The sequence below is a fragment of the Acinetobacter lactucae genome, from assembly GCF_013122135.1.
Classification (GTDB): Bacteria; Pseudomonadota; Gammaproteobacteria; order Pseudomonadales; family Moraxellaceae; genus Acinetobacter; species Acinetobacter lactucae.
Genome location: NZ_CP053391.1, coordinates 2,238,798 through 2,258,566, shown reverse-complemented (window position 1 = coordinate 2,258,566; position 19,769 = coordinate 2,238,798). Strand labels below are relative to the sequence as shown.

Here is a 19,769-nt window from a genome sequence, read left to right as displayed (position 1 = left end):
AAATAAAGAAATATACCTTGTTGGGGTTTACCCTAAGCCTTTTTTTTAAGACAATATAGTGGCATTGAATGGTTATTCATCTTCTTCTTTTCATCAATCTATTAAAATTGGATTCTGATCTATGACGACCCCTTTAAACGAACGTCGTATTGCAAATGCAATTCGTGTATTGGCAATGGATGCTGTGCAACAAGCAAACTCAGGACATCCAGGTGCTCCAATGGGGATGGCAGATATTGCTGATGTCGTCTGGCGTGAGTTTTTAAATCACAACCCAACAAATCCACAATGGGCTAACCGTGACCGTTTCGTTTTATCAAATGGCCATGGCTCAATGTTGCAATACGCTTTGCTTCATTTAACAGGTTATGATCTTTCAATTGAAGATTTAAAACAGTTCCGTCAATTACATTCTAGAACCCCTGGTCACCCTGAATATGGCTATGCACCGGGTGTAGAGACGACAACTGGTCCTTTAGGTCAAGGTATTGCTAATGCTGTTGGTTTTGCTTTAGCAGAAAAAACATTGGCTGCTCAATTTAATAAAGATGATTTAAAAGTTGTTGACCATTTCACTTACTGTTTCTTAGGTGATGGCTGTTTAATGGAAGGTATTTCTCACGAAGTATGTTCTTTAGCTGGCACATTACAACTTGGTAAATTGATTGCTTATTATGATGATAATGGCATTTCAATTGATGGTGAAGTAGAAGGCTGGTTCAGCGACGATACAGAAGAGCGTTTCAAAGCTTATGGTTGGCAAGTTCTTCGTGTAGATGGTCATGATGCTTATGCGATTCGTCAAGCGACAATCGAAGCAAAAGCTGAAACTCAAAAACCAACAATCATTATGTGTAAAACGATTATTGGTTTAGGTTCACCAAATAAACAAGGTAAAGAAGACTGTCATGGTGCGCCATTAGGTAAAGATGAAATTACTTTAACTCGTGAAGCATTAGGTTGGAACGAAGAAGCATTTGTTATTCCTGCTGATGTATATGCTGCATGGGATGCAAAAGCAAAAGGTAGTGAATCTGAAGCAGCTTGGAATGCGGTATTTGCACAATATCAAGCAAAATATCCAACTGAAGCAGCTGAGTTACTTCGTCGTATCAGTGGTGACCTACCAGCAGAATTTGCAGCGCAAGCAGATGCTTTCATTCATGAAACAAATGCGAAAGGCGAGACAATCGCAACACGTAAAGCAAGCCAAAATACATTACAAGCGTTTGGTCCTTTATTACCTGAACTGTTAGGTGGTTCTGCTGACTTAGCGGGTTCTAACTTAACACTTTGGAAAGGTTGCCAAGGTATTCAAGAAAACCCAGCGGGTAACTATGTATACTATGGCGTACGTGAATTTGGTATGACTGCAATCGCTAATGGCGTTGCATTACATGGTGGTTTCGTTCCTTACGTTGCAACATTCTTAATGTTTATGGAATATGCACGTAATGCAGTACGTATGTCTGCATTAATGAAACAACGTGTAATTCATGTTTATACACATGACTCAATTGGTCTAGGTGAAGATGGTCCAACTCACCAACCGATTGAACAAATTGCTTCATTACGTGGTACACCTAACTTAAAGACATGGCGTCCTGCAGATACTGTAGAAACTGCAATTGCTTGGAAATCTGCTTTAGAACGCAAAGACGGTCCTACAGCACTTATTTTCTCTCGTCAAAACTTACCATTCCAAACACGTTCTGAAGAGCAAATTCAAAACGCTGCGAAAGGTGGTTATGTACTTGCTCAAGAAAAAGGTGAATTAAAAGCAATTATTATTGCAACTGGTTCTGAAATTTCTTTAGCAATGGAAGCTTATGCACAACTTGAAGGTGTGCGTGTAGTTTCTATGCCATGTGCAGAAGAGTTTATGAAGCAAGATGCTGCATACCGTGAAGCAGTATTACCAGCTCATATCCGTGCGCGTGTTGCTGTTGAAGCGGCTCATGTTGACTATTGGTGGAAGTTCGTTGGTCTTGATGGCAAAGTAATTGGTATGACAACTTATGGTGAGTCAGCACCAGCAAAAGATTTGTTCCAATTCTTCGGTATTACAACTGAAGCTGTAATTGCTGCGGTAAAAGAGTTAACTGCTTAAATATTAAAGTAGTGTAAAAAAGCGCTCTATCTAGAGCGCTTTTTTATTTGAGAAGTTAAATAGTGAGTTCTGTTTGGATATTAATCTGAGAGGTTAATAACTTATGAATAGGGCAATTTTCTGCAACTTTTAGTAATCGCTTATGCTGGTCTTCAGTAAATTCACCTTTGAGTGTGATTTTTCGTTCAATATTATTTTGGCCTTTCTCAGGTTCACCATTTGGGTTTAATGCTAAATCCACCTGAACATGATCAATTTTGATACCTTTAAGATTCGCATACATCTCTAAAGTAATGGTGGTACAAGCACCTAAAGCAGATAATAAAATCTGAACCGGGTTCGGAGCTGTATCTTGTCCACCTTTATCATTTGGTTCATCTGCAAACCATTGATGACCTGCAGGATCGGTAAGAGTTACTCGATATGGGGTAGAAGTACTTTGTGCTTGAGCAGTATTAACCATGTTTTACCTTATTATTAATCAATAAATTTGAAGTAAAAACGAAAGTCTAGAATTCGAACACGGTATGACAGTACCGCTACTTTATAATATTAGTTTTAAATAATAACTGTAACGCTTTTATTGTTGCATGGATGAAACATATCGTTTTATAAAGAATGGTGAATTAAATTACTTGATGTATACACTAACGACTATATCAATAAAGGATACGAAAAATGCATCTTAAAACATTAAGCTTCGGTTTGGCAGTAGCATTGGCTAGTTCAGTTACTTTAGCTGCGCCAGTAGACTACAAAATTGACCCAACACATACAGCTACTGTTTTTTCATGGAATCACTTTGGTTTCTCTACTCCAAGCGCTAACTTCTCGGATATTCAAGGTGTAATTAAAGTTGATAATGCTAAACCAGCAAATTCATCTGTAAATGTAACTATTCCTTTAAGCAGCGTAAACACAAACGTACCTGCTTTAGATAAAGAGTTCCAAGAAGAAGCTTGGTTTAATGCGGCTAAATATCCAAATATTACATTTAAAAGTACTAAAGTTGAAACCAAAGACAAAAAGCACTTTAAAATTACTGGTGACTTAACTGTTAAAGGCGTAACTAAGCCAGTTGTACTTGACGCTGTTTTAAACAAGCAAGGCGAGCACCCAATGGCTAAAGTTCCAGCAATTGGTTTTAATGCTACAACTTCATTCAAGCGTTCTGACTTTGGTTTAGGAAGTTATGTGCCGAACGTGGGTGATAAGATCACTGTAAACATTACGACAGAAGCAACTGCCGCTAATGCAGCTAAAAAATAAGTTATAAGTTTCTAAAAAAGCTCTCAGATATGAGGGCTTTTTTTATTTAGACGGGCTCTTTTTTATCTGGGTCTATAAATACTAAGGGTGCTGAAGGATCGATATTTCTTTTCAGAGATTTTTCTCTCAAGAACTGGTAAGTAGGCATTTTTCTTTTTGCCTGATCGCGCAGCTTCTTTTTAATATAAAGCACCAGAGCAAAACACGTGGTTGCAACAGTCAGCATCATGCCATTCATATAGCTCATGATTGAGCTTACATAGCCAATAGTCGTTAAACGATGCATCATACGTTCAACTTGAGTGCTACTTTCAATGCCAGTAATTGCCCAGCTACATAGATGTTCACAGTTATTAATAATTAGATGATAGTGATTTTCATGCATACGTGAACGCATTCGGCGAACGACAATCTTTCCTTTATAACGCGGTTTGTCATAAAAGCGGACGTGTATTTTTTTGCCATGCGAGAATGCGTCTATTGAGGTGATTTCAATTGGGTGTTTTTTGATGAAATGAGCTAAGCCAGAATAATGGATAACTCGACCTCTCCCTGCATATATACCATGATGGCTATAGCCGAGATGCTTTACGATGAGGTGAGCCCCTAAAGGGTAGCGCTTATTCGGTTGTTGCATGCTTACGCTGATCCAATAAAGTGTAAATGGCTTTTATTGAAAAGCTATTAAACATTATAACCAATATCAGCAATTTGGAGTGTATTGATTCGGTCGAATGAATGAGTTTGATGCATATCCAATCTATTTATATTGTTTGTATATAATTTAGTTACTTAATATGAAGGAAAAATGTCATGTCAGGTATTGTTAAATGAAATGGGTCATCGGGTGTTTAGCTTTATATGGGCTTTTGTTTCAATCCGCATATGCTACAGAACACCAGCAAGTTAAAACGGTAGAAGGTGATCAATTTGATGTGGTTGCAATCAGCGATTTTAAAGGATTACGCCTGTTTTTAAACAATCCTCATAATCAGCAATATTACAAAAGTTTTAACAATATTCAGCAACAATTAAAACAGTGCGAACAGCTTAGTTTTGCAATGAATGCAGGAATGTTTCATCCAGGATTTTCTCCAGTAGGTTTGTATGTTGAGCAAGCCAAAGTGATTCAGCCTTTAAATGAAAATAAAGAAGGAGGAAATTTCTTTTTACAACCGAATGGTATATTGGCTTGGAGCAAAAAACAGGCCTTTGTGTTAACCACACAACAATATAGCCGAAAAAATTTGAAAGTTGATTATGCAACTCAATCTGGTCCCATGTTAGTTATTGATGGGAAGATAAATTCTATTTTTATACCCGACTCTCAATCAAAGAAAATTCGTAATGGTGTTGGTATTCGAAATAATAGACTCTATTTTGTAATATCGAAAAATAGGGTGAATTTCTATAATTTTGCCCAGTTTTTTCAAAGAAATCTTAAAGTAGAGCAGGCTTTATATCTGGATGGTTCTATATCTAGTTTATATATGCAAAATAACAACCGGAATGACCAGCAATTTCAAATGGGACCAATGGTAGGCTGGATAGATCAGTCGGGTTGTGTGAATTAAAGTAAAATATAAAAAAAGCCAGTACAAGACTGGCTTTTTAATTAATGAATAGATGGTTTTTGAGTGACGACTTCATTTAACTCTTTTCGGCTATAACCACGGGAAATAAGAACTCTTTTAATTCCCTTAATGACATCTTCATCTGTTGCTTGTGCTAGCGCACTTAGAAGTTGTTCATTAGTTTTACATGAGCAGTCATTTTCAACACAAGCAGTCTGGTTTTTATGCTCGTTATGCTGTTGATCTGCTAAGAACAGCTTTTGCCAAAAACTCATAGAGCCTTCATATACAACCTAACATAGCTCGAAATATAGCCAATTTAAAATAAAATACAAGACTCTATAAGTGATAAAACCACCAGTTGAACTCGAGAATTTTCGATGGGAATGCTTGAGTTAAACGAAATTATGACGAACAGATGACTTGATATTTTTTGAAAATTTAAATAGTTAAATAAGAAAACCTTAAAAAATAAGGAGGTATATATCCTCCTTATTTAAAAATTTACAATGAAAGATTTTGTTTAAATCTTCTCAAGTAAAACACCAGACTCTACATGATGCGTATAAGGGAACTGATCAAATAAGGCAAATTTAGTCACTCGATGAGTTTGACTGAGTGTTTTTAAATTTTCATATAAAGTATCGGGGTTACATGAAATGTAGATAATACGTTCAAAACCTTGTAATAATTTCAAAGTTTCATCATCAATTCCTGCACGCGGTGGATCTACAAATACCGTGTCAAAGTCATAACTCTGAATATCAATATTTGCTTCTTGTAGTCGGCGGAACTCGCGCTCACCTTGATAAGCTTGAGTAAACTCTTCAGCCGAGAGACGGGCTACTTGAATATTATCAATCTGGTTTTGTTCAATGTTCCATTGAGCTGCATAAACAGATGATTTTGCAAGCTCAGTAGCAAGCACTCGTTCGAACTTTAAAGAGAGTGGAAGTGTAAAATTACCATTACCACAATAAAGTTCTAATAAGTGTTTTTTTGATCCTTCAGCTGCGTCACATGCCCATTGCAGCATTTTTTTGCAAACTTGTGCATTAGGCTGAGTAAAGCTGCTTTCGATTTGTTTATATTTAAATGAGCGATTTAAAAGTTCGAATTCTTCAACGACGAAATCATCGCCAATAACAATTTTCTGGCCACGACTACGGCCCATAATTTTAATATCTAATTTATCGGCAAGCGCTTTAGCGGCTTGTTCCCATTCTTGATCCAGTTTACGGTGATAAATTAGGGTAACCAACATTTCTCCGCTAAGTGTTGCGAGGAAATCAGCTTCAAATAAACGATTAGAAAGCTTAGGCTCAGCCTTAAGTTCTTCCAAAAGTTTTGGCATTAAATCATTGATGCTTTGATCTGCAATTGGAAACTCATCAATGCGTACAACAGTTTTTTGCTTGTCGTCGTCATTACGCTCAAACATGGCATAGAACATATCATTTTCTGTATGCCAGATACGAAATTCAGCACGCATACGGAAATGTTGTTCAGGTGATTCAAACACTTCTAATGTAGGTGGTGTAAATTCAGAAAATTGAGTAGTAATGCGTTCAATTTTAGCTTGAAGTTGTTGACGATAAGAAGAGGTCATAGACAAAGAAAATTTAGACAGAATCAAATAGTGAATGGTATCAAAAAAATTGAACTTGCAGGAGCCAATTTTAACCAGATATTTATAAGAGAAAAGAGGTACCTAAACTAGAGTTGATTTAAAACGCGATTAATAAAATCTGCTTTTATTGTTCTATATTGATCAGGGTCTAAATGATTACACTGTAATTTTAATTGATTATATTCATTGACCAATGTGGGTGATTCTATAAGCTTATTTTTAAATGTTAAGAAAAATGTGAATATTGAATCTGATACTACAATTTGAAAAGCGACATCATCATCGTTGAGTGACTCGAGCATACAAAGCTCATGTGTTCTTAGTGTATTTGGCTTTTCGATAAAGTTGAGTGTTTTTAGGCGTTCAATTGCGCATTCAAATTGCTCAGGCATAACTTCAATGTAAATATCTAGATCACCTTTAGAAATAGCATTCGGTATAGCGGATGAACCAATATGCTCAATTTTGGCAAATGGTAGAAGGGTGCAAATAGCTTTGTGATATGAATTAAAAAGTTGAGCGCATCTTTGTTGATATTGTTCTGGTTCTAAAAAGACCATTATTAGAATCTCGAATTGATAAAGTTTATATATTTAATAATAGATTACTTGATTAAATAAAAAAGCCCAAATACTGAGATTTGGGCTTTTTAGAAAGTTAGGTATTAATCAGTCATTGTCATTAAGCTTGCGTTACCACCAGCCGCAGCTGTATTCACACTAATTGCACGTTCAATCACTAAACGCTCAAGTGGAATAGTTTCATTCGGCTCAATATGGGTAATACCAACAATTGCACCAGAACGAGTAGCAATCTCTTGTTGTAATGAGAAGATCTCTTCGCGATTACCATGATGTAAAACTGCATCAAAATCATCTGATGAGATGTTTTTAACTGTAGTAATTGCAGCAAGCACATCTTTTGGCAATGTTTGTTTGTATTTTGCCAACAATGGACTATTTGGCATTACGGCCGCTTGGCTACCCACTGCAAAAATTGCGAGCAACTGATGCAATTGATTTTGTTCTGTATCAGCGATTGAAAGAACACGATGACGCGGCAAAATAATATATTGGTTACTTTCCCCAGTAGGGCCTTGTAACTCATAGAATTTACCAACACCAAATGGTTCGATATCACGATTAGCTTGCGGTAAATACTGTTTCGCCCAATTTTGTAAGCTCTGATAAACCTCACGGTTAAAGCCTTCAAAAGCAGTTTGCTCAGTCTTCATGGCAAATGGTGTTGCCAATACTTTGTTTGAACAATGTTGCATTAAGCGATACATGTAAAGCGGACCGCCAGCTTTTGGACCTGTACCAGATAGACCTTCACCACCGAATGGTTGAACACCAACAACAGCCCCAACAATATTACGGTTGATATAAAGGTTACCCACTTCAGCATGCTGAATGACTGTTTGGATGGTTTCATCAATACGGGTATGTAGACCCATTGTTAAACCATAGCCTTTGGCATTAATGCGAGAAATGAGTTGTTCAAGCTCACCATACTTATAGGTAATGATGTGTAAAACTGGACCAAAAACTTCGCGTTGTAAGTCATCAAGATTAGGAAGTTCAATTGCTGTTGGTACAACAAAAGTCCCTTTATCTAATTCATTCTGGCTTGTTGCACCGAACATCAACTGATGTACCGGATAGCCTTTAGACTTCATTTTTTGAATGTGCTGGTCAATCGTTTGTTTTGCTTCGTCATCAATAACAGGACCAATGTCAGTTTTTAAAATTGCAGGATTACCTACGATCAACTGTTGCATTGCACCTTTAAGCATTTTAATCACGGTTGCAGCACTGTCTTCTTGTACACATAAAATACGTAAAGCAGAGCAACGTTGACCCGCGCTATCAAAAGCAGAACTTACAACATCGAGTACGACTTGTTCAGTTAATGCTGATGAGTCCACAATCATTGCATTTTGACCTCCAGTCTCTGCAATGAGAGGAATAGACTGCCCATTAGCAGATAAGCGTTTCGCAACGGTCTTCTGCAAAATTTTTGCAACTTCAGTCGAACCTGTAAACATGATGCCATCGATACGGCTATCTTGGCTAAGCTGAGCACCGACTGTCTCACCGCGGCCAGGGAGTAACTGTACAGCACCATGTGGAATACCGGCTTCCCATAAAATCTGAACTGCTTGAGCTGCGATTAATGGTGTTTGTTCAGCAGGTTTAGCAATAACACAGTTACCACTCACTAATGCTGCAGCAATTTGGCCAGAAAAAATCGCAAGAGGGAAGTTCCATGGGCTAATACAAAGTACCGTACCTAGTGGCTGAATAGCTGTATTTTCTGGTAGGTTTTCAACTTGAGTTGCGTAGTAACGTAAGAAGTCTACAGCTTCGCGAACTTCTGCAATCGCATTGGCATAAGTTTTACCGCTTTCACGGCAGAGTAAAACCATCAATTCTTGAATGCGGCTTTCCATGAGGTCAGCTGCACGTTTTAGGTATTGAGCACGTTGTTCTTTAGGAGTCTTTGACCATTCTGATTGAGCTTGTTCAGCTGAGTTAAGCGCAATTTCGACATGCTTAAGATCAGCTTCTTGTACATAACCAACAATTTCATCATTTTGTGCTGGGTTTGTAATTGCAACAGAATGACCTTGCTCTAATGAATCGTTATTTGCCAATAATGGATGGCTTTGCCAAATACGATTACGCAATTCTTGAGCTGTGCTGTCTAGAGCTGCAAGTGGAGCATCATTTGCTAAATCATAGCCTTTAGAGTTTTTACGAAGTGTTCCGTACATATCTAAAGGTAGAGGAATTGATGGATGTTTTAAACCAATCGAACCTTCAAGCTTAGCTGCATTACGAATATCGTAAATTGGAGACTGAATAAGATCGTCAACTTTAAGCGTTTTATCGGCAATACGGTTAACGAATGAAGTATTCGCGCCATTTTCAAGTAAACGACGAACTAAATAAGCCAACAAAGTTTCATGATTACCAACAGGAGCATAAATACGGCATGGCACGCCTAATTTATTTTGTTCACGTGGGCCCACAACTTGTTCATAAAGCGGTTCGCCCATACCATGTAAGCATTGGAACTCATATTGACCAGCATAATATTTGCTTGGATCAGCTAAATGATAGATTGTTGCCAATGTTTGAGCATTGTGAGTTGCAAATTGCGGATAGATAAATTCTGGCGCAGCAAGTAATTTTTTAGCACAAGCGATATAAGATAAATCTGTATGTACTTTACGAGTGAAGACAGGGTAGTCATCCATACCTTCGATTTGCGCTTTCTTAATTTCGCTATCCCAATACGCACCTTTTACAAGACGGATCATGAGACGCTTTTGGCTGCGTTTAGCAAGGTCAATAATGTAATCAACCACGAAGAAACAACGTTTTTGATAAGCTTGAATTACAAAACCAATGCCTTTCCAGTTTGCAAGTTCCGGCTCGAAGCAAAGACGTTCAAGTAACTCAAGAGAAATTTCTAAACGCTCTGATTCTTCTGCATCAATATTTAAACCAATATTGTATTTTTTAGCCAAAAGAGCGAGTTCAAATACTTTGCCGTAGAGTTCTTTATGAACACGTTCAATTTGCGCACGTTGATAGCGAGGATGTAAAGCAGAAAGCTTAATTGAAATACCTGGGCCATCATATACACCTTTGCCATTAGACGCTTTACCAATTGCATGAATGGCTTGTGTGTAATCGTTAAAGTAACGTTCAGCATCATGTTCGGTTAAAGCTGCTTCACCCAACATATCATAAGAATAGCGGAACCCTTTATCTTCAAGTACTTTGGCATGGTCTACAGCTTCTTCAATGGTTTCACCAGTCACAAACTGTTCACCCATCATACGCATTGCAACGTCAACGGCTTTACGAATAATACCACGACCACTACGTGCTAAAAGGCCAGTAAGTACACTTGAAAGACTAGTTTGCTTTGGAGTTTCCATCAGCTTACCAGTTAACATGAGACCCCATGCTGCAGCATTTACAAACATTAAGCTGCTTTGGCCAACGTGTTCTTTCCAGTTACCTTGATTGATTTTATCTCGAATAAGCAAATCACGTGTTGCTGAGTCTGGAATACGAAGCAAAGCTTCGGCAAGACACATGAGCGCCACGCCTTCTTGTGAAGAAAGAGAGAATTCTTGTAATAACCCTTGAACAATACCTGCTTTACCCGAAGAGGTCTTACGTTCACGTAAATTATTGGCAAGATTAAAAGCAAGGTCATAAATTTTATGATCTAAATCATCAGATACCGCGGCAGCTTGTAATAGCTCTTCTACAGCTTCTGGTTCAGCACGTCGCCAAGCTGTATTGATGCGTTGTTCAAACTCACTTTTATCGTTAAATTCGGTGATATAGCCTTGGTGAGATTTATCCATTTGATGAAAAGTATCCATTGTGTTCATATCTGTTTCCGCCAACCAGCTCTCGTAAACTCATCTTGAGTAGAGAGGTTTAGATAATTTATCATTACAGAAGAAACACCGAATAACTCACTATATTTAGCCCATTTTTTAGAGGAAAATTCAGATGAATGGCCCAATATTAAGCCTTGATCGCACTGATTTAAAAATTTTGGATATTCTTCAAACAGATGGACGAATTTCTAATAGTAAATTGGCCGAACTTGTTAACTTGTCGCCAACTGCTGTTATGGCTCGAGTGCAGAAGTTGACAAAGGATGATTTCATTTTGGGATATGAAGCGAAATTGAATCCGGTTAAGTTAAATGCAAATTTTTTGGTGTTTGTAGAGGTGCTATTAGACAAGACAACACCCAATGTTTTAGATGAATTTATTGATGCTGTTGTTCACTATCCGGAAATCGTTGAATGCCATATGGTGAGTGGTGGGTTTGATTTTTTAATTAAATTGCGAAGTGGCAGTATGGAAGAGTTTAGAAGAATCGCGGGGCAGGTGTTGTGGCAATTACCAGGAGTAAAAGAAACTCGTAGCTATCCAGTCATGCAAGTTGTAAAAGATACTTCAAAAATTAAAATCAAAACCAAAAATAAATAAAGGGGCCGAAGCCCCTTTTATTTATTTCAATGATTTATGCGCTTTCTTTGTAGAGTTCATCTGCTTTTTCAAAGCGACCAGTTACTGTCGTATTTGGCGCTTTAGTTAAAAGACTCACTACAATGATACTGATAAATGCAAGGATAAAGCCTGGAATAATTTCGTAAACACCAGTGTCTGCGAAAAGGTTTTTCCAGCCAATAACTACGACTGCACCAACGATCATACCTGCTAAAGCACCTTGTAAATTCATACGTTTCCAGAACAATGACAAGATGATAAGCGGACCAAATGCAGCACCAAAACCAGCCCATGCATAAGCAACAAGACCAAGAACTTTACTGTCTGGGTTACCAGCAAGAGCAATTGCAAGAACAGCAATCGCAAGAACCATAACACGGCCAACCCATACAAGTTCTTTCTGAGAAGCATTTTTGCGAATAAAACCTTTGTATAAATCTTCTGTCAATGCACTTGAACATACCAAAAGCTGACAGCTCAAAGTACTCATGACAGCAGCTAAAATCGCAGCCAGAATGATACCTACAATCCATGGATTGAATAAGATTTTAGTCAATTCCATAAATACTGTTTCAGGGTTTTTGCTTACAACTGCTGCTAATTCAGGATGTTGCTCAAAGTAAGCAATACCGAAGAAACCAGCGCCGACAGCACCAACTAAACACAAGATCATCCAAGTCATGCCAATACGACGAGCAGCAGGAATTGATTTTACAGAGTCAGCAGCCATGAAACGTACAAGAATATGTGGCTGGCCAAAGTAGCCTAAGCCCCATGCCATGGAGGAGAGAACCGCCACAACACTCAAATCTGAGATGATGTTAAACGCATGTGGGCGAGCAGTTTCAATGAGCGTAACGAAATGAGTCGTATCGCCAATCGCAAGGTAAGTCACAATTGGTGTTAACAACAGAGCAAAAATCATTAAGCCAGCTTGGAACGTATCGGTCCAGCTAATTGCTAAGAATCCACCAATACAAACATAACTGATGGTCGCGATAGCACTGAGCCAAATAGCTGTGTTGTAAGACATCCCGAATAAATTTTCAAATAGACGGGCGCCTGCTACCATGCCTGAAGCACAATAAATTGCGAAGAAAACCAAGATGATAACGGCAGAGAAAATACGAAGTACTTTTTTCTGATCGTCAAAACGGCTTGTAAAATAATCTGGCAAAGTCAGTGCATTATTTTGAACTTCAGTATGAACGCGTAATCGACCAGCAACCAGTAGCCAGTTAAGCCAAGCACCGATAATAAGACCAATTGCAATCCACGCTTCAGATAAACCAGAAAGATAAATCGCGCCTGGTAAACCCATGAGCAGCCAACCACTCATGTCTGATGCGCCTGCGGATAATGCAGTTACGAAACTGCCTAAACTACGACCACCGAGAATATAATCTGAGAAGTCGCTTGTAGCACGGTAGGCAAATAAGCCAATAAGAACCATTGCTACGATGTACACCATAAACATGATGAGGGTGGGATCAAAATAACTCATAATGGATGTGTGTCCTTATATCCATAATCCGTGATTGTAACCTAATCCAGGTCGCTGTTTTCTTGTACGGCATCCAAGAGGTTGAGATTCAACCACAAAAGATTTTTTTCTCTCTGTTATTTTTATATTGCACTTTTGTATCTTTATGTAATTTAAAAATAAGGTACTTTTATAGATGTAAAATTATAATATTAATCATTAACTTATAATTTTTTAATATTTATTTTTTTAAATTTTTTCAGTGAAAAAATGTCATTTTGAAAAAAACTAAATCAATATTGAGTAATAAATAGGCTATTGTTCAAAAAAAAGTTATAGAAATTCAGAATAAAGTTATAAAAATCGACAATTTTTTATTCAATTAATAATTTTTTTTATTCAAGTCAGTCTTATTTAGTGTCTAAAAATAGCAATTAGCCGGTTAAATTTTCAAAAAGTTTATGCATTCCTTGAGTCGCTGACATCTTTAATAATTCATATTGCTGGGGAACATGCAGATGATCTGCATTTGGATCTATATAGTAGGCTTTACATTGATTTGGAATTTCATGAACTAAAGCCGCAACAGGATATACGCTTAATGTCGAGCCAATTACAATAAAAATATCTGCGCTTTTTACTAATTGGATCCCTTCCTCATAAGCCGGTACAGCTTCACCAAACCAGACTACATGTGGGCGCAGAGGATATCCATCTGGGCAAAAGTCGTTTTCTAAATCTAGTTTCCAACCATTAATATCGTAAAACTCATTTGTAAATTGTGCATGCGGGCCAGAGCTTTTCGCTAAACGAATATTTCCGTGCAAATGTAAAACGTTGGAACTCCCAGCCCGTTCATGTAAATCATCAATATTTTGAGTAATCACTTGTACGTCAAAATAGTCTTGTAGTTTGGCAATATATTGATGCGCTTCATTAGGTTTAGCCTCTAAAATATTTTTACGTCGTTCATTATAAAAGCGTTGAACTAGAGCAGGGTTCTTTTGCCATGCTTCAGGTGTGGCAACTTGTTGGATGTCGTAATTTTCCCATAGACCATTACTATCACGAAAAGTACTAATTCCACTTTCGGCACTCATGCCTGCACCTGAAAATACAACGAGTTTTGTCATAGAATTCACCTATTCATACCACTAATTTTAAATAGATAAAGAAAAACCAGTTTAAGACTAAACTGGTTTTTATCAAATATTGAAAGCAATGCCTATCTTTTATAAGCCAGCTTCATATTCTGAATTTGTTAAAAGTTTCTCAACATCTGCAATATTGTCTGGTTTAATTTTATAAATCCAGCCTTTACCATATGGGTCTTCATTTACAAAGTCAGGATCATCTTCAAGATCAGTATTCACTTCTACTACTGTACCTGACACAGGTGCGTGAATATCAGATGCAGTTTTTACTGACTCAACTACACCAGCTTGTTCGCCAGCGGTAACTTGGCTTCCAACTTCTGGAGTCTCAACATAGACCAAATCGCCAAGTTCATCTTGTGCATGATCGGTAATCCCTGTAATAACAAGATCACTCTCAATCTTTACCCACTCGTGTGTACGTGCATACTTCAGTTCCGAAGGATGATTCATGGTAACTCCTTAAGCTTGTGTCCAATAGTTTTAAACATTATAAGTATGGGTCTTTACGCCAGTTGCTCGGGCTGCGGCCACTCCAGCGTTTAAAAGCACGGCTAAAATTTGCAACGTCTGAATAGCCAAGTTCATCTGCAATTTGTTCAAGACTATAGTCTGTACGTGAAAGCAAAGAAGTTGCATGTCGATAGCGCACTTCATCAACCAATGTAGAAAATGAGGTTCCTTCAGCCGCTAATTGACGTTTGAGTGTCCGATCTGACATATGTAGACATTCAGCTACATTTTCGATGCTTAAATAATGTTGTTCAGAATTACTTAAAATATCACGAACACGCATTGCTAAACGACGGCGTTCACCTAAAGCAGAAAGTTCAGCTTCACATTGATTAATGGCAACTTGACTGGCGATTGGATCTGAATTAATTAATTTAAGTCCTAAGTATTTTTTATCAAAACTTGAAATTAAATGGGGTTGATTAAAGCGAATTGTGCTGCTTAATTTATTTCTATACTTTTCAAAACCTTCCGGTTCAGGAAAATCTAAATCTACATCGCCGGCTAAGTCTTCAATACCCGTAATCGCTTTGGCCATGCTCATAATACCAATGGTCAAACCTAAAACGATTTCTGTACGTAAAGGCTCAAGTTCAATATCACATTGTAATTGTAAGGTCGCTTTGGGGCCAAACGTTGAAAAATAGAGTTGTAAAAAGGGTAAGCGTAGTTGAATAAAGCGTGCCGCAAGAGCAATTGCTTCTGTAATATCTTTGGCTGTCATAATTGCATAGCCAATGAAGCCATGAATCGAAATACGCATTTGAGTACCGAGATGGTAACCCAACGTAGTTTCACCAGTTAAATTAAGCGCGTGTTTAACCAGTTCATTTGCTACAGGTGTAGAAATACGATAATCAGGGTCGGCCAGTTGCTCGCTGGTAAGTTGAAATGGAGCAAATAATGTTTCATCGTTGTATCCCCAACGTGAAACAACATCTAATAGCAATAAGCCATAGACTCCTGGAATACCCTGATCTTGACGAGCTGAGGTAATTTTCATATGCGTTCCATTGCTCTCATCAATTTGTCACATGCATTTCTTACACATCTTGTCATGAAATATAATCTGAGTTTATAAAAACTGTTAGACAATCATATCAACCATGTTTTAAACATTCTTTTTAAAGACAACAATTTTTGTTGTTGAAATAAGTAATACGTCGCCATTTTGATTTAAGGCTTGCGTAACGTAACTTACAATACCACGATCTAATTTTGTTTTGGATGGTGTGATCGCTGAAATTTCAGCTTCAACATGTATTTTATCACCTGGTCGAGTAGGGCGTGGCCACCGTAAACTTGATTCTGAACCGATTAGACCGCCATGGATCGGCATGCATTCTGTCCATAAACGCATCGTAATTGCAGAAGTATGCCAGCCGCTAGCAGCGATCCCCTGAAAAATTGGATCGTGCTTAGCTTGCTCTTCATCTATATGAAAGGGTTGAGGGTCGTAAGAGCTTGCGAATTTTTTGATTTCATCTAAGGTAATTTCATATTCACGGCTAATGAAACGATCACCAATTTTCAAATCTTCTAAATAAAGCATTAATCTTGACCCTGTAATACTTTTTGTTCAATTAAAAAACCGCCTGTTTGACGCTTCCATAATTGTGCGTATATACCATTTTGTGCAATTAACTCTTCATGAGTTCCTTGCTCAGCAATTCGACCTTCATCAAGAACGATTAAACGGTCCATTTGTGCAATAGTAGATAAACGGTGTGCAATTGCAATAACGGTTTTATCAACCATCAGGTCATTTAAACTTGACTGGATTGCTGCTTCGACTTCCGAGTCTAATGCACTGGTTGCTTCATCTAAAATAAGAATGGGAGCATCTTTTAAGAATACTCGTGCAATAGCAATACGCTGTCTTTGACCACCAGAAAGTTTGACACCACGTTCACCTACCTGAGCGTTATAACCATTACGTCCTTTTAAATCAACTAATTGCGGAATAAATTCAGCAGCTTTAGCTTTATTTACAGCATTTTCCATGTCTGCATCAGACGCATCTGGGCGACCATATTTAATGTTTTCTGCAACCGAGCGATGTAGCAAAGACGTATCTTGAGTCACTAAAGCAATATTGGCTCTTAAACTATCTTCAGTTACATCTTCAATATTTTGACCATCAATTAAAATTGCACCTTGTTTAAGATGGTAAAAATGTAAAAGTAACTGAATTAGCGTGGACTTACCTGCGCCAGAGCGTCCAACAATTCCTATTTTTTCGCCTGCTTTAATATGTAAGTTGAAGTGATCAATTACATTTTTATTGTTATAAGCAAAGCTTACATCTTTAAATACAATCTCGCCTTTGGTGACGTTCAGTGATTTTGCGTCCGGCTTATCTTGAATATTGATTTTTTTACCTAATGTTTGCATACCATCTTGAATGGTGCCGACATTTTCAAATAAGGCTGACATATGCCACATCATGAATTCAGCCATACTATTAAGTTTTAAAATCATTGCAGTCGTTGCTGCGATAACACCTAATGCCGCTAAACCTTGAGTCCATAGCCAAACTGAGGTACCAATTACGCCTATAAACAAGACAGCAGACAACATATTAATGCTGACTTCAAAGAGGGTTCCTAAGCGCATTTGAGCATAGACTGTGGTCATAAACTCTTTCATTGATGCTTTTGCATATTGGCTTTCACGACCAGCATGAGCAAATAGTTTTACAGTTTGAATATTGGTGTAGGCATCTGTTACACGCCCCGTCATGATCGCTCTCGCATCGGCTTGTTGCTGAGAAACTTTACTTAAGCGAGGGATAAAGAACCATGCGCTTAATAAAAAGAGACTTAACCAAACTAAAAGAGGAATAAGTAAGATTGGCGAAATTGCGCCAAGAACAATACTGACCGTAATAAAGTAAATGCTGACATAAGCCAACATGTCACCCAAGATGATCCAGAATTCACGGACTGCTAATGCTGTTTGCATCACCTTAGCAGAAAGTCGTCCTGCAAAGTCATTATGGAAAAAGTCTAAGCTTTGTTTCAATAAAAGATTATGGAAACGCCAACGCAAACGCATTGGAAAAGTGCTATATAAAATCTGATGTTTAATAATAGATTGTATATTTACAAAAAAGATATTGGTAAATAAAACACCAATCAAAATGAGTAAATCAGTAGCATGTTGACTTAAAAAGCTTTCAGGTTGACTTTTACTTAACCAATCTACCAGTTGTCCAATCTTTGAAAAAAGTAAGGCTTCAAAGCTTGCAGCACCTGCTGTAAAAAGAATAAGTAAGAATAAGTAAGGGCGTACGCCTTCCGTAGCTTGCCAGACAAATGGAAAAAAAACGAGTCGGTAAAGGTTCATCCAAACCTTTAGTTGGGTAGGGATCTACAAGTTTTTCAAACCACTTCAGCATGAATTACTACCTTTGAGACAAAAGCCATTTCATTTAAGTCTTTGCAATTTAATTTGCAGAAAGTCAGTTAGATCAATTTCATTTTGGGTTTTGATCTTTTGAATATGTGCAAATACACATGAACTGATTATGTTGTACGTCTTTAATTAATAGATGACGCAAAATTGGAGACTTGAAGAAACCTTCAAGAACGTCGCGAGGACTAAAATATTCTTCATTATATCGAGATTAATAGATAAAGGGTAAACGAATTTATTCTTTAGGTATTTTTTCTTAATATTTTGAATATTTGTTAAATTATTATTGTCGCACATTGAGTTGAAAAGGGCCTTTAGATATGTCTCCTAAAGACCAAATAATGGTATTACCACATTAAGTCATCTGGAATAACATATGCTGCATATGGATCTTCTTCATCGGTGGCTTGTTCATTTTTCTCAGCATTATTAATTAAAATGAAACCTTGCATTTTTTGATCAATTTTTTCAGCTAATGCTTTGGGTAGATAGGCGTATTGATCTTGATCTTTAGCTATAACTAAACTGCCCGCAACAAGTGCATTATAAACTTGCTGAGACAGATAAACTTTTTTGATTTTATTTTCATCAATAAATTGATAAGCCACATCACCAGCAAAATCAGTAATCTTATGTTGTTTAATCATCTGAATGATTGATGCTTTAAGTGCTTTTTCTTCAAGCTGCTTCTGTTTCTCTAAATTTAAAGCCTGGTCTTTAGCTAATTTATCTTGTTTAGCCTTTTCAATATTCGCTTTAATTTCAGCTTCATCACTTAGTCCAAGACGTTGTTCGTGATGAGCTTGCTTAGTTAATTTTTTTGCTTTTTTATTATCAACTAAACCCGCTTTTAATAGCTGGGCTTGTAAGGCATTTTTAACCATGTCTTAATCCTTATGTGAAGTTGAAGTGCTATAAAGATAAACTACCCAGTAACAGATACTTAAGGCTAAGCTTAAAATTGCTGGCAATAAAAATGATTGTAGCTTCAAATATGGATGTACTACAGCGGCAAGAATTCCACCTAGTAGGAAGCCAGCAAAAATAAGTAAATGTAAAATAATACGTCGATTTTCTACAATTAAGCCTCTGGCTTTGTATCCAAGCGCTAGACCAATATCTGTTAGCACTCCGGATAGATGGGTAGTGCGGATGATTGTTCCTTTATAGTGACTTACCATCGCATTTTGTAAACCCATTGCTGTACAAGCCCATAATAATCCATAGCGCGGAAAATAAGGAAGCAATAGCCAGCAAAGGAAAATGAATAAGGCAACGAGGCTCAAAGGTAAGCCATAACGACGACCCAGTCGAAAATGACTGCTACCTAAAATAAAACCACTATAAAATGAACCGCAAACATAACAAATAATCACCAGAAGCAAAAAAATAATATGTTCTGGTTGCCATCCTACCAAACTCATCGCTAGCATACTAACGTTGCCAGTCATATGTGAAATAGATTGATGTAAAAGGGTAATTAACCCTAATACATTAATCATTCCGGCATTAAATGCCAGCAAAAAAGCTCCAAATTGGAACCAGTTTGGTAGGCGTTGAAAGGGCAT

17 protein-coding genes and 1 pseudogene are annotated in these 19,769 nt (G+C 37.4%); 4 read left to right on the top strand and 14 right to left on the bottom strand.

Annotated elements, in window-relative coordinates:
• Nucleotides 1–121 precede the first annotated feature (121 nt).
• Nucleotides 122–2,110, top strand: coding sequence for a transketolase (tkt, locus tag HLV59_RS10500; protein WP_171429911.1), 1,989 nt, complete (start codon nucleotides 122–124; stop codon nucleotides 2,108–2,110).
• Between the two features lie 55 nt (nucleotides 2,111–2,165).
• On the opposite strand, the gene HLV59_RS10495 is transcribed toward tkt, so the two are convergent.
• On the bottom strand, nucleotides 2,166–2,573 hold the full coding sequence (locus HLV59_RS10495) for an OsmC family protein (protein WP_057105966.1): 408 nt from the start codon (nucleotides 2,571–2,573) through the stop codon (nucleotides 2,166–2,168).
• A gap of 215 nt (nucleotides 2,574–2,788) precedes the next feature.
• On the opposite strand from HLV59_RS10495, the gene HLV59_RS10490 reads away from it, so the two are divergent.
• Entirely contained in the window at nucleotides 2,789–3,379 is a 591-nt protein-coding gene (locus HLV59_RS10490; protein WP_002121395.1) for a YceI family protein, read from the top strand.
• Between the two features lie 46 nt (nucleotides 3,380–3,425).
• Here the strand turns inward: HLV59_RS10490 and HLV59_RS10485 are convergent, their stop codons facing one another.
• Nucleotides 3,426–4,016 (bottom strand): lecithin retinol acyltransferase family protein, encoded by a 591-nt coding sequence (locus HLV59_RS10485; RefSeq protein WP_171429910.1) that lies wholly within the window; start codon nucleotides 4,014–4,016, stop codon nucleotides 3,426–3,428.
• Nucleotides 4,017–4,209: 193 nt separating this feature from the next.
• Between HLV59_RS10485 and HLV59_RS10480 the strand changes: the two genes are divergently transcribed.
• Nucleotides 4,210–4,953, top strand: coding sequence for a phosphodiester glycosidase family protein (locus HLV59_RS10480; RefSeq protein ID WP_061875499.1), 744 nt, complete (start codon nucleotides 4,210–4,212; stop codon nucleotides 4,951–4,953).
• A gap of 41 nt (nucleotides 4,954–4,994) precedes the next feature.
• Here the strand turns inward: HLV59_RS10480 and HLV59_RS10475 are convergent, their stop codons facing one another.
• The 4 genes from HLV59_RS10475 to putA all read right to left on the bottom strand — a co-directional run bounded on the left by HLV59_RS10475 (nucleotide 4,995) and on the right by putA (nucleotide 11,000).
• Nucleotides 4,995–5,228, bottom strand: coding sequence for a hypothetical protein (locus tag HLV59_RS10475; RefSeq protein ID WP_016145066.1), 234 nt, complete (start codon nucleotides 5,226–5,228; stop codon nucleotides 4,995–4,997).
• A 248-nt stretch (nucleotides 5,229–5,476) separates the two neighbouring features.
• Nucleotides 5,477–6,562, bottom strand: coding sequence for a tRNA (uridine(54)-C5)-methyltransferase TrmA (gene trmA, locus HLV59_RS10470; protein ID WP_017399478.1), 1,086 nt, complete (start codon nucleotides 6,560–6,562; stop codon nucleotides 5,477–5,479).
• Between the two features lie 107 nt (nucleotides 6,563–6,669).
• Complete coding sequence (locus HLV59_RS10465; protein WP_057105970.1) at nucleotides 6,670–7,143, bottom strand: GrpB family protein; 474 nt, start codon at nucleotides 7,141–7,143, stop codon at nucleotides 6,670–6,672.
• A gap of 104 nt (nucleotides 7,144–7,247) precedes the next feature.
• Nucleotides 7,248–11,000, bottom strand: coding sequence for a trifunctional transcriptional regulator/proline dehydrogenase/L-glutamate gamma-semialdehyde dehydrogenase (putA, locus tag HLV59_RS10460; RefSeq protein WP_216606715.1), 3,753 nt, complete (start codon nucleotides 10,998–11,000; stop codon nucleotides 7,248–7,250).
• 124 nt (nucleotides 11,001–11,124) lie between these two features.
• Between putA and HLV59_RS10455 the strand changes: the two genes are divergently transcribed.
• On the top strand, nucleotides 11,125–11,613 hold the full coding sequence (locus tag HLV59_RS10455) for an Lrp/AsnC ligand binding domain-containing protein (protein ID WP_005304655.1): 489 nt from the start codon (nucleotides 11,125–11,127) through the stop codon (nucleotides 11,611–11,613).
• Nucleotides 11,614–11,647: 34 nt separating this feature from the next.
• On the opposite strand, the gene putP is transcribed toward HLV59_RS10455, so the two are convergent.
• The 8 genes and pseudogenes from putP to HLV59_RS10415 all read right to left on the bottom strand — a co-directional run bounded on the left by putP (nucleotide 11,648) and on the right by HLV59_RS10415 (nucleotide 19,769).
• On the bottom strand, nucleotides 11,648–13,138 hold the full coding sequence (gene putP, locus HLV59_RS10450; protein ID WP_031948151.1) for a sodium/proline symporter PutP: 1,491 nt from the start codon (nucleotides 13,136–13,138) through the stop codon (nucleotides 11,648–11,650).
• Between the two features lie 413 nt (nucleotides 13,139–13,551).
• The gene (locus HLV59_RS10445) at nucleotides 13,552–14,259 is read right to left on the bottom strand and encodes an SIR2 family NAD-dependent protein deacylase (RefSeq protein WP_171429908.1); all 708 of its coding nucleotides are present in this window, start codon (nucleotides 14,257–14,259) and stop codon (nucleotides 13,552–13,554) included.
• 90 nt (nucleotides 14,260–14,349) lie between these two features.
• Nucleotides 14,350–14,724 carry a glycine cleavage system protein GcvH gene (gcvH, locus tag HLV59_RS10440; protein ID WP_081174186.1) on the bottom strand — a complete coding sequence of 125 codons (375 nt, stop codon included), beginning with the start codon at nucleotides 14,722–14,724 and terminating at the stop codon, nucleotides 14,350–14,352.
• Between the two features lie 37 nt (nucleotides 14,725–14,761).
• The gene (locus tag HLV59_RS10435) at nucleotides 14,762–15,787 is read right to left on the bottom strand and encodes an AraC family transcriptional regulator (RefSeq protein ID WP_061875503.1); all 1,026 of its coding nucleotides are present in this window, start codon (nucleotides 15,785–15,787) and stop codon (nucleotides 14,762–14,764) included.
• A 108-nt stretch (nucleotides 15,788–15,895) separates the two neighbouring features.
• Entirely contained in the window at nucleotides 15,896–16,336 is a 441-nt protein-coding gene (locus tag HLV59_RS10430) for a MaoC family dehydratase (RefSeq protein WP_002121358.1), read from the bottom strand.
• A pseudogene (locus tag HLV59_RS10425) lies at nucleotides 16,336–18,184 on the bottom strand (ABC transporter ATP-binding protein). The gene HLV59_RS10430 and the pseudogene HLV59_RS10425 overlap by 1 nt, the downstream one beginning before the upstream one ends.
• 364 nt (nucleotides 18,185–18,548) lie before the next feature.
• Complete coding sequence (locus tag HLV59_RS10420) at nucleotides 18,549–19,085, bottom strand: DUF2058 domain-containing protein (protein ID WP_031948154.1); 537 nt, start codon at nucleotides 19,083–19,085, stop codon at nucleotides 18,549–18,551.
• 3 nt (nucleotides 19,086–19,088) lie between these two features.
• The gene (locus HLV59_RS10415; protein WP_016145077.1) at nucleotides 19,089–19,769 is read right to left on the bottom strand and encodes a YoaK family protein; all 681 of its coding nucleotides are present in this window, start codon (nucleotides 19,767–19,769) and stop codon (nucleotides 19,089–19,091) included.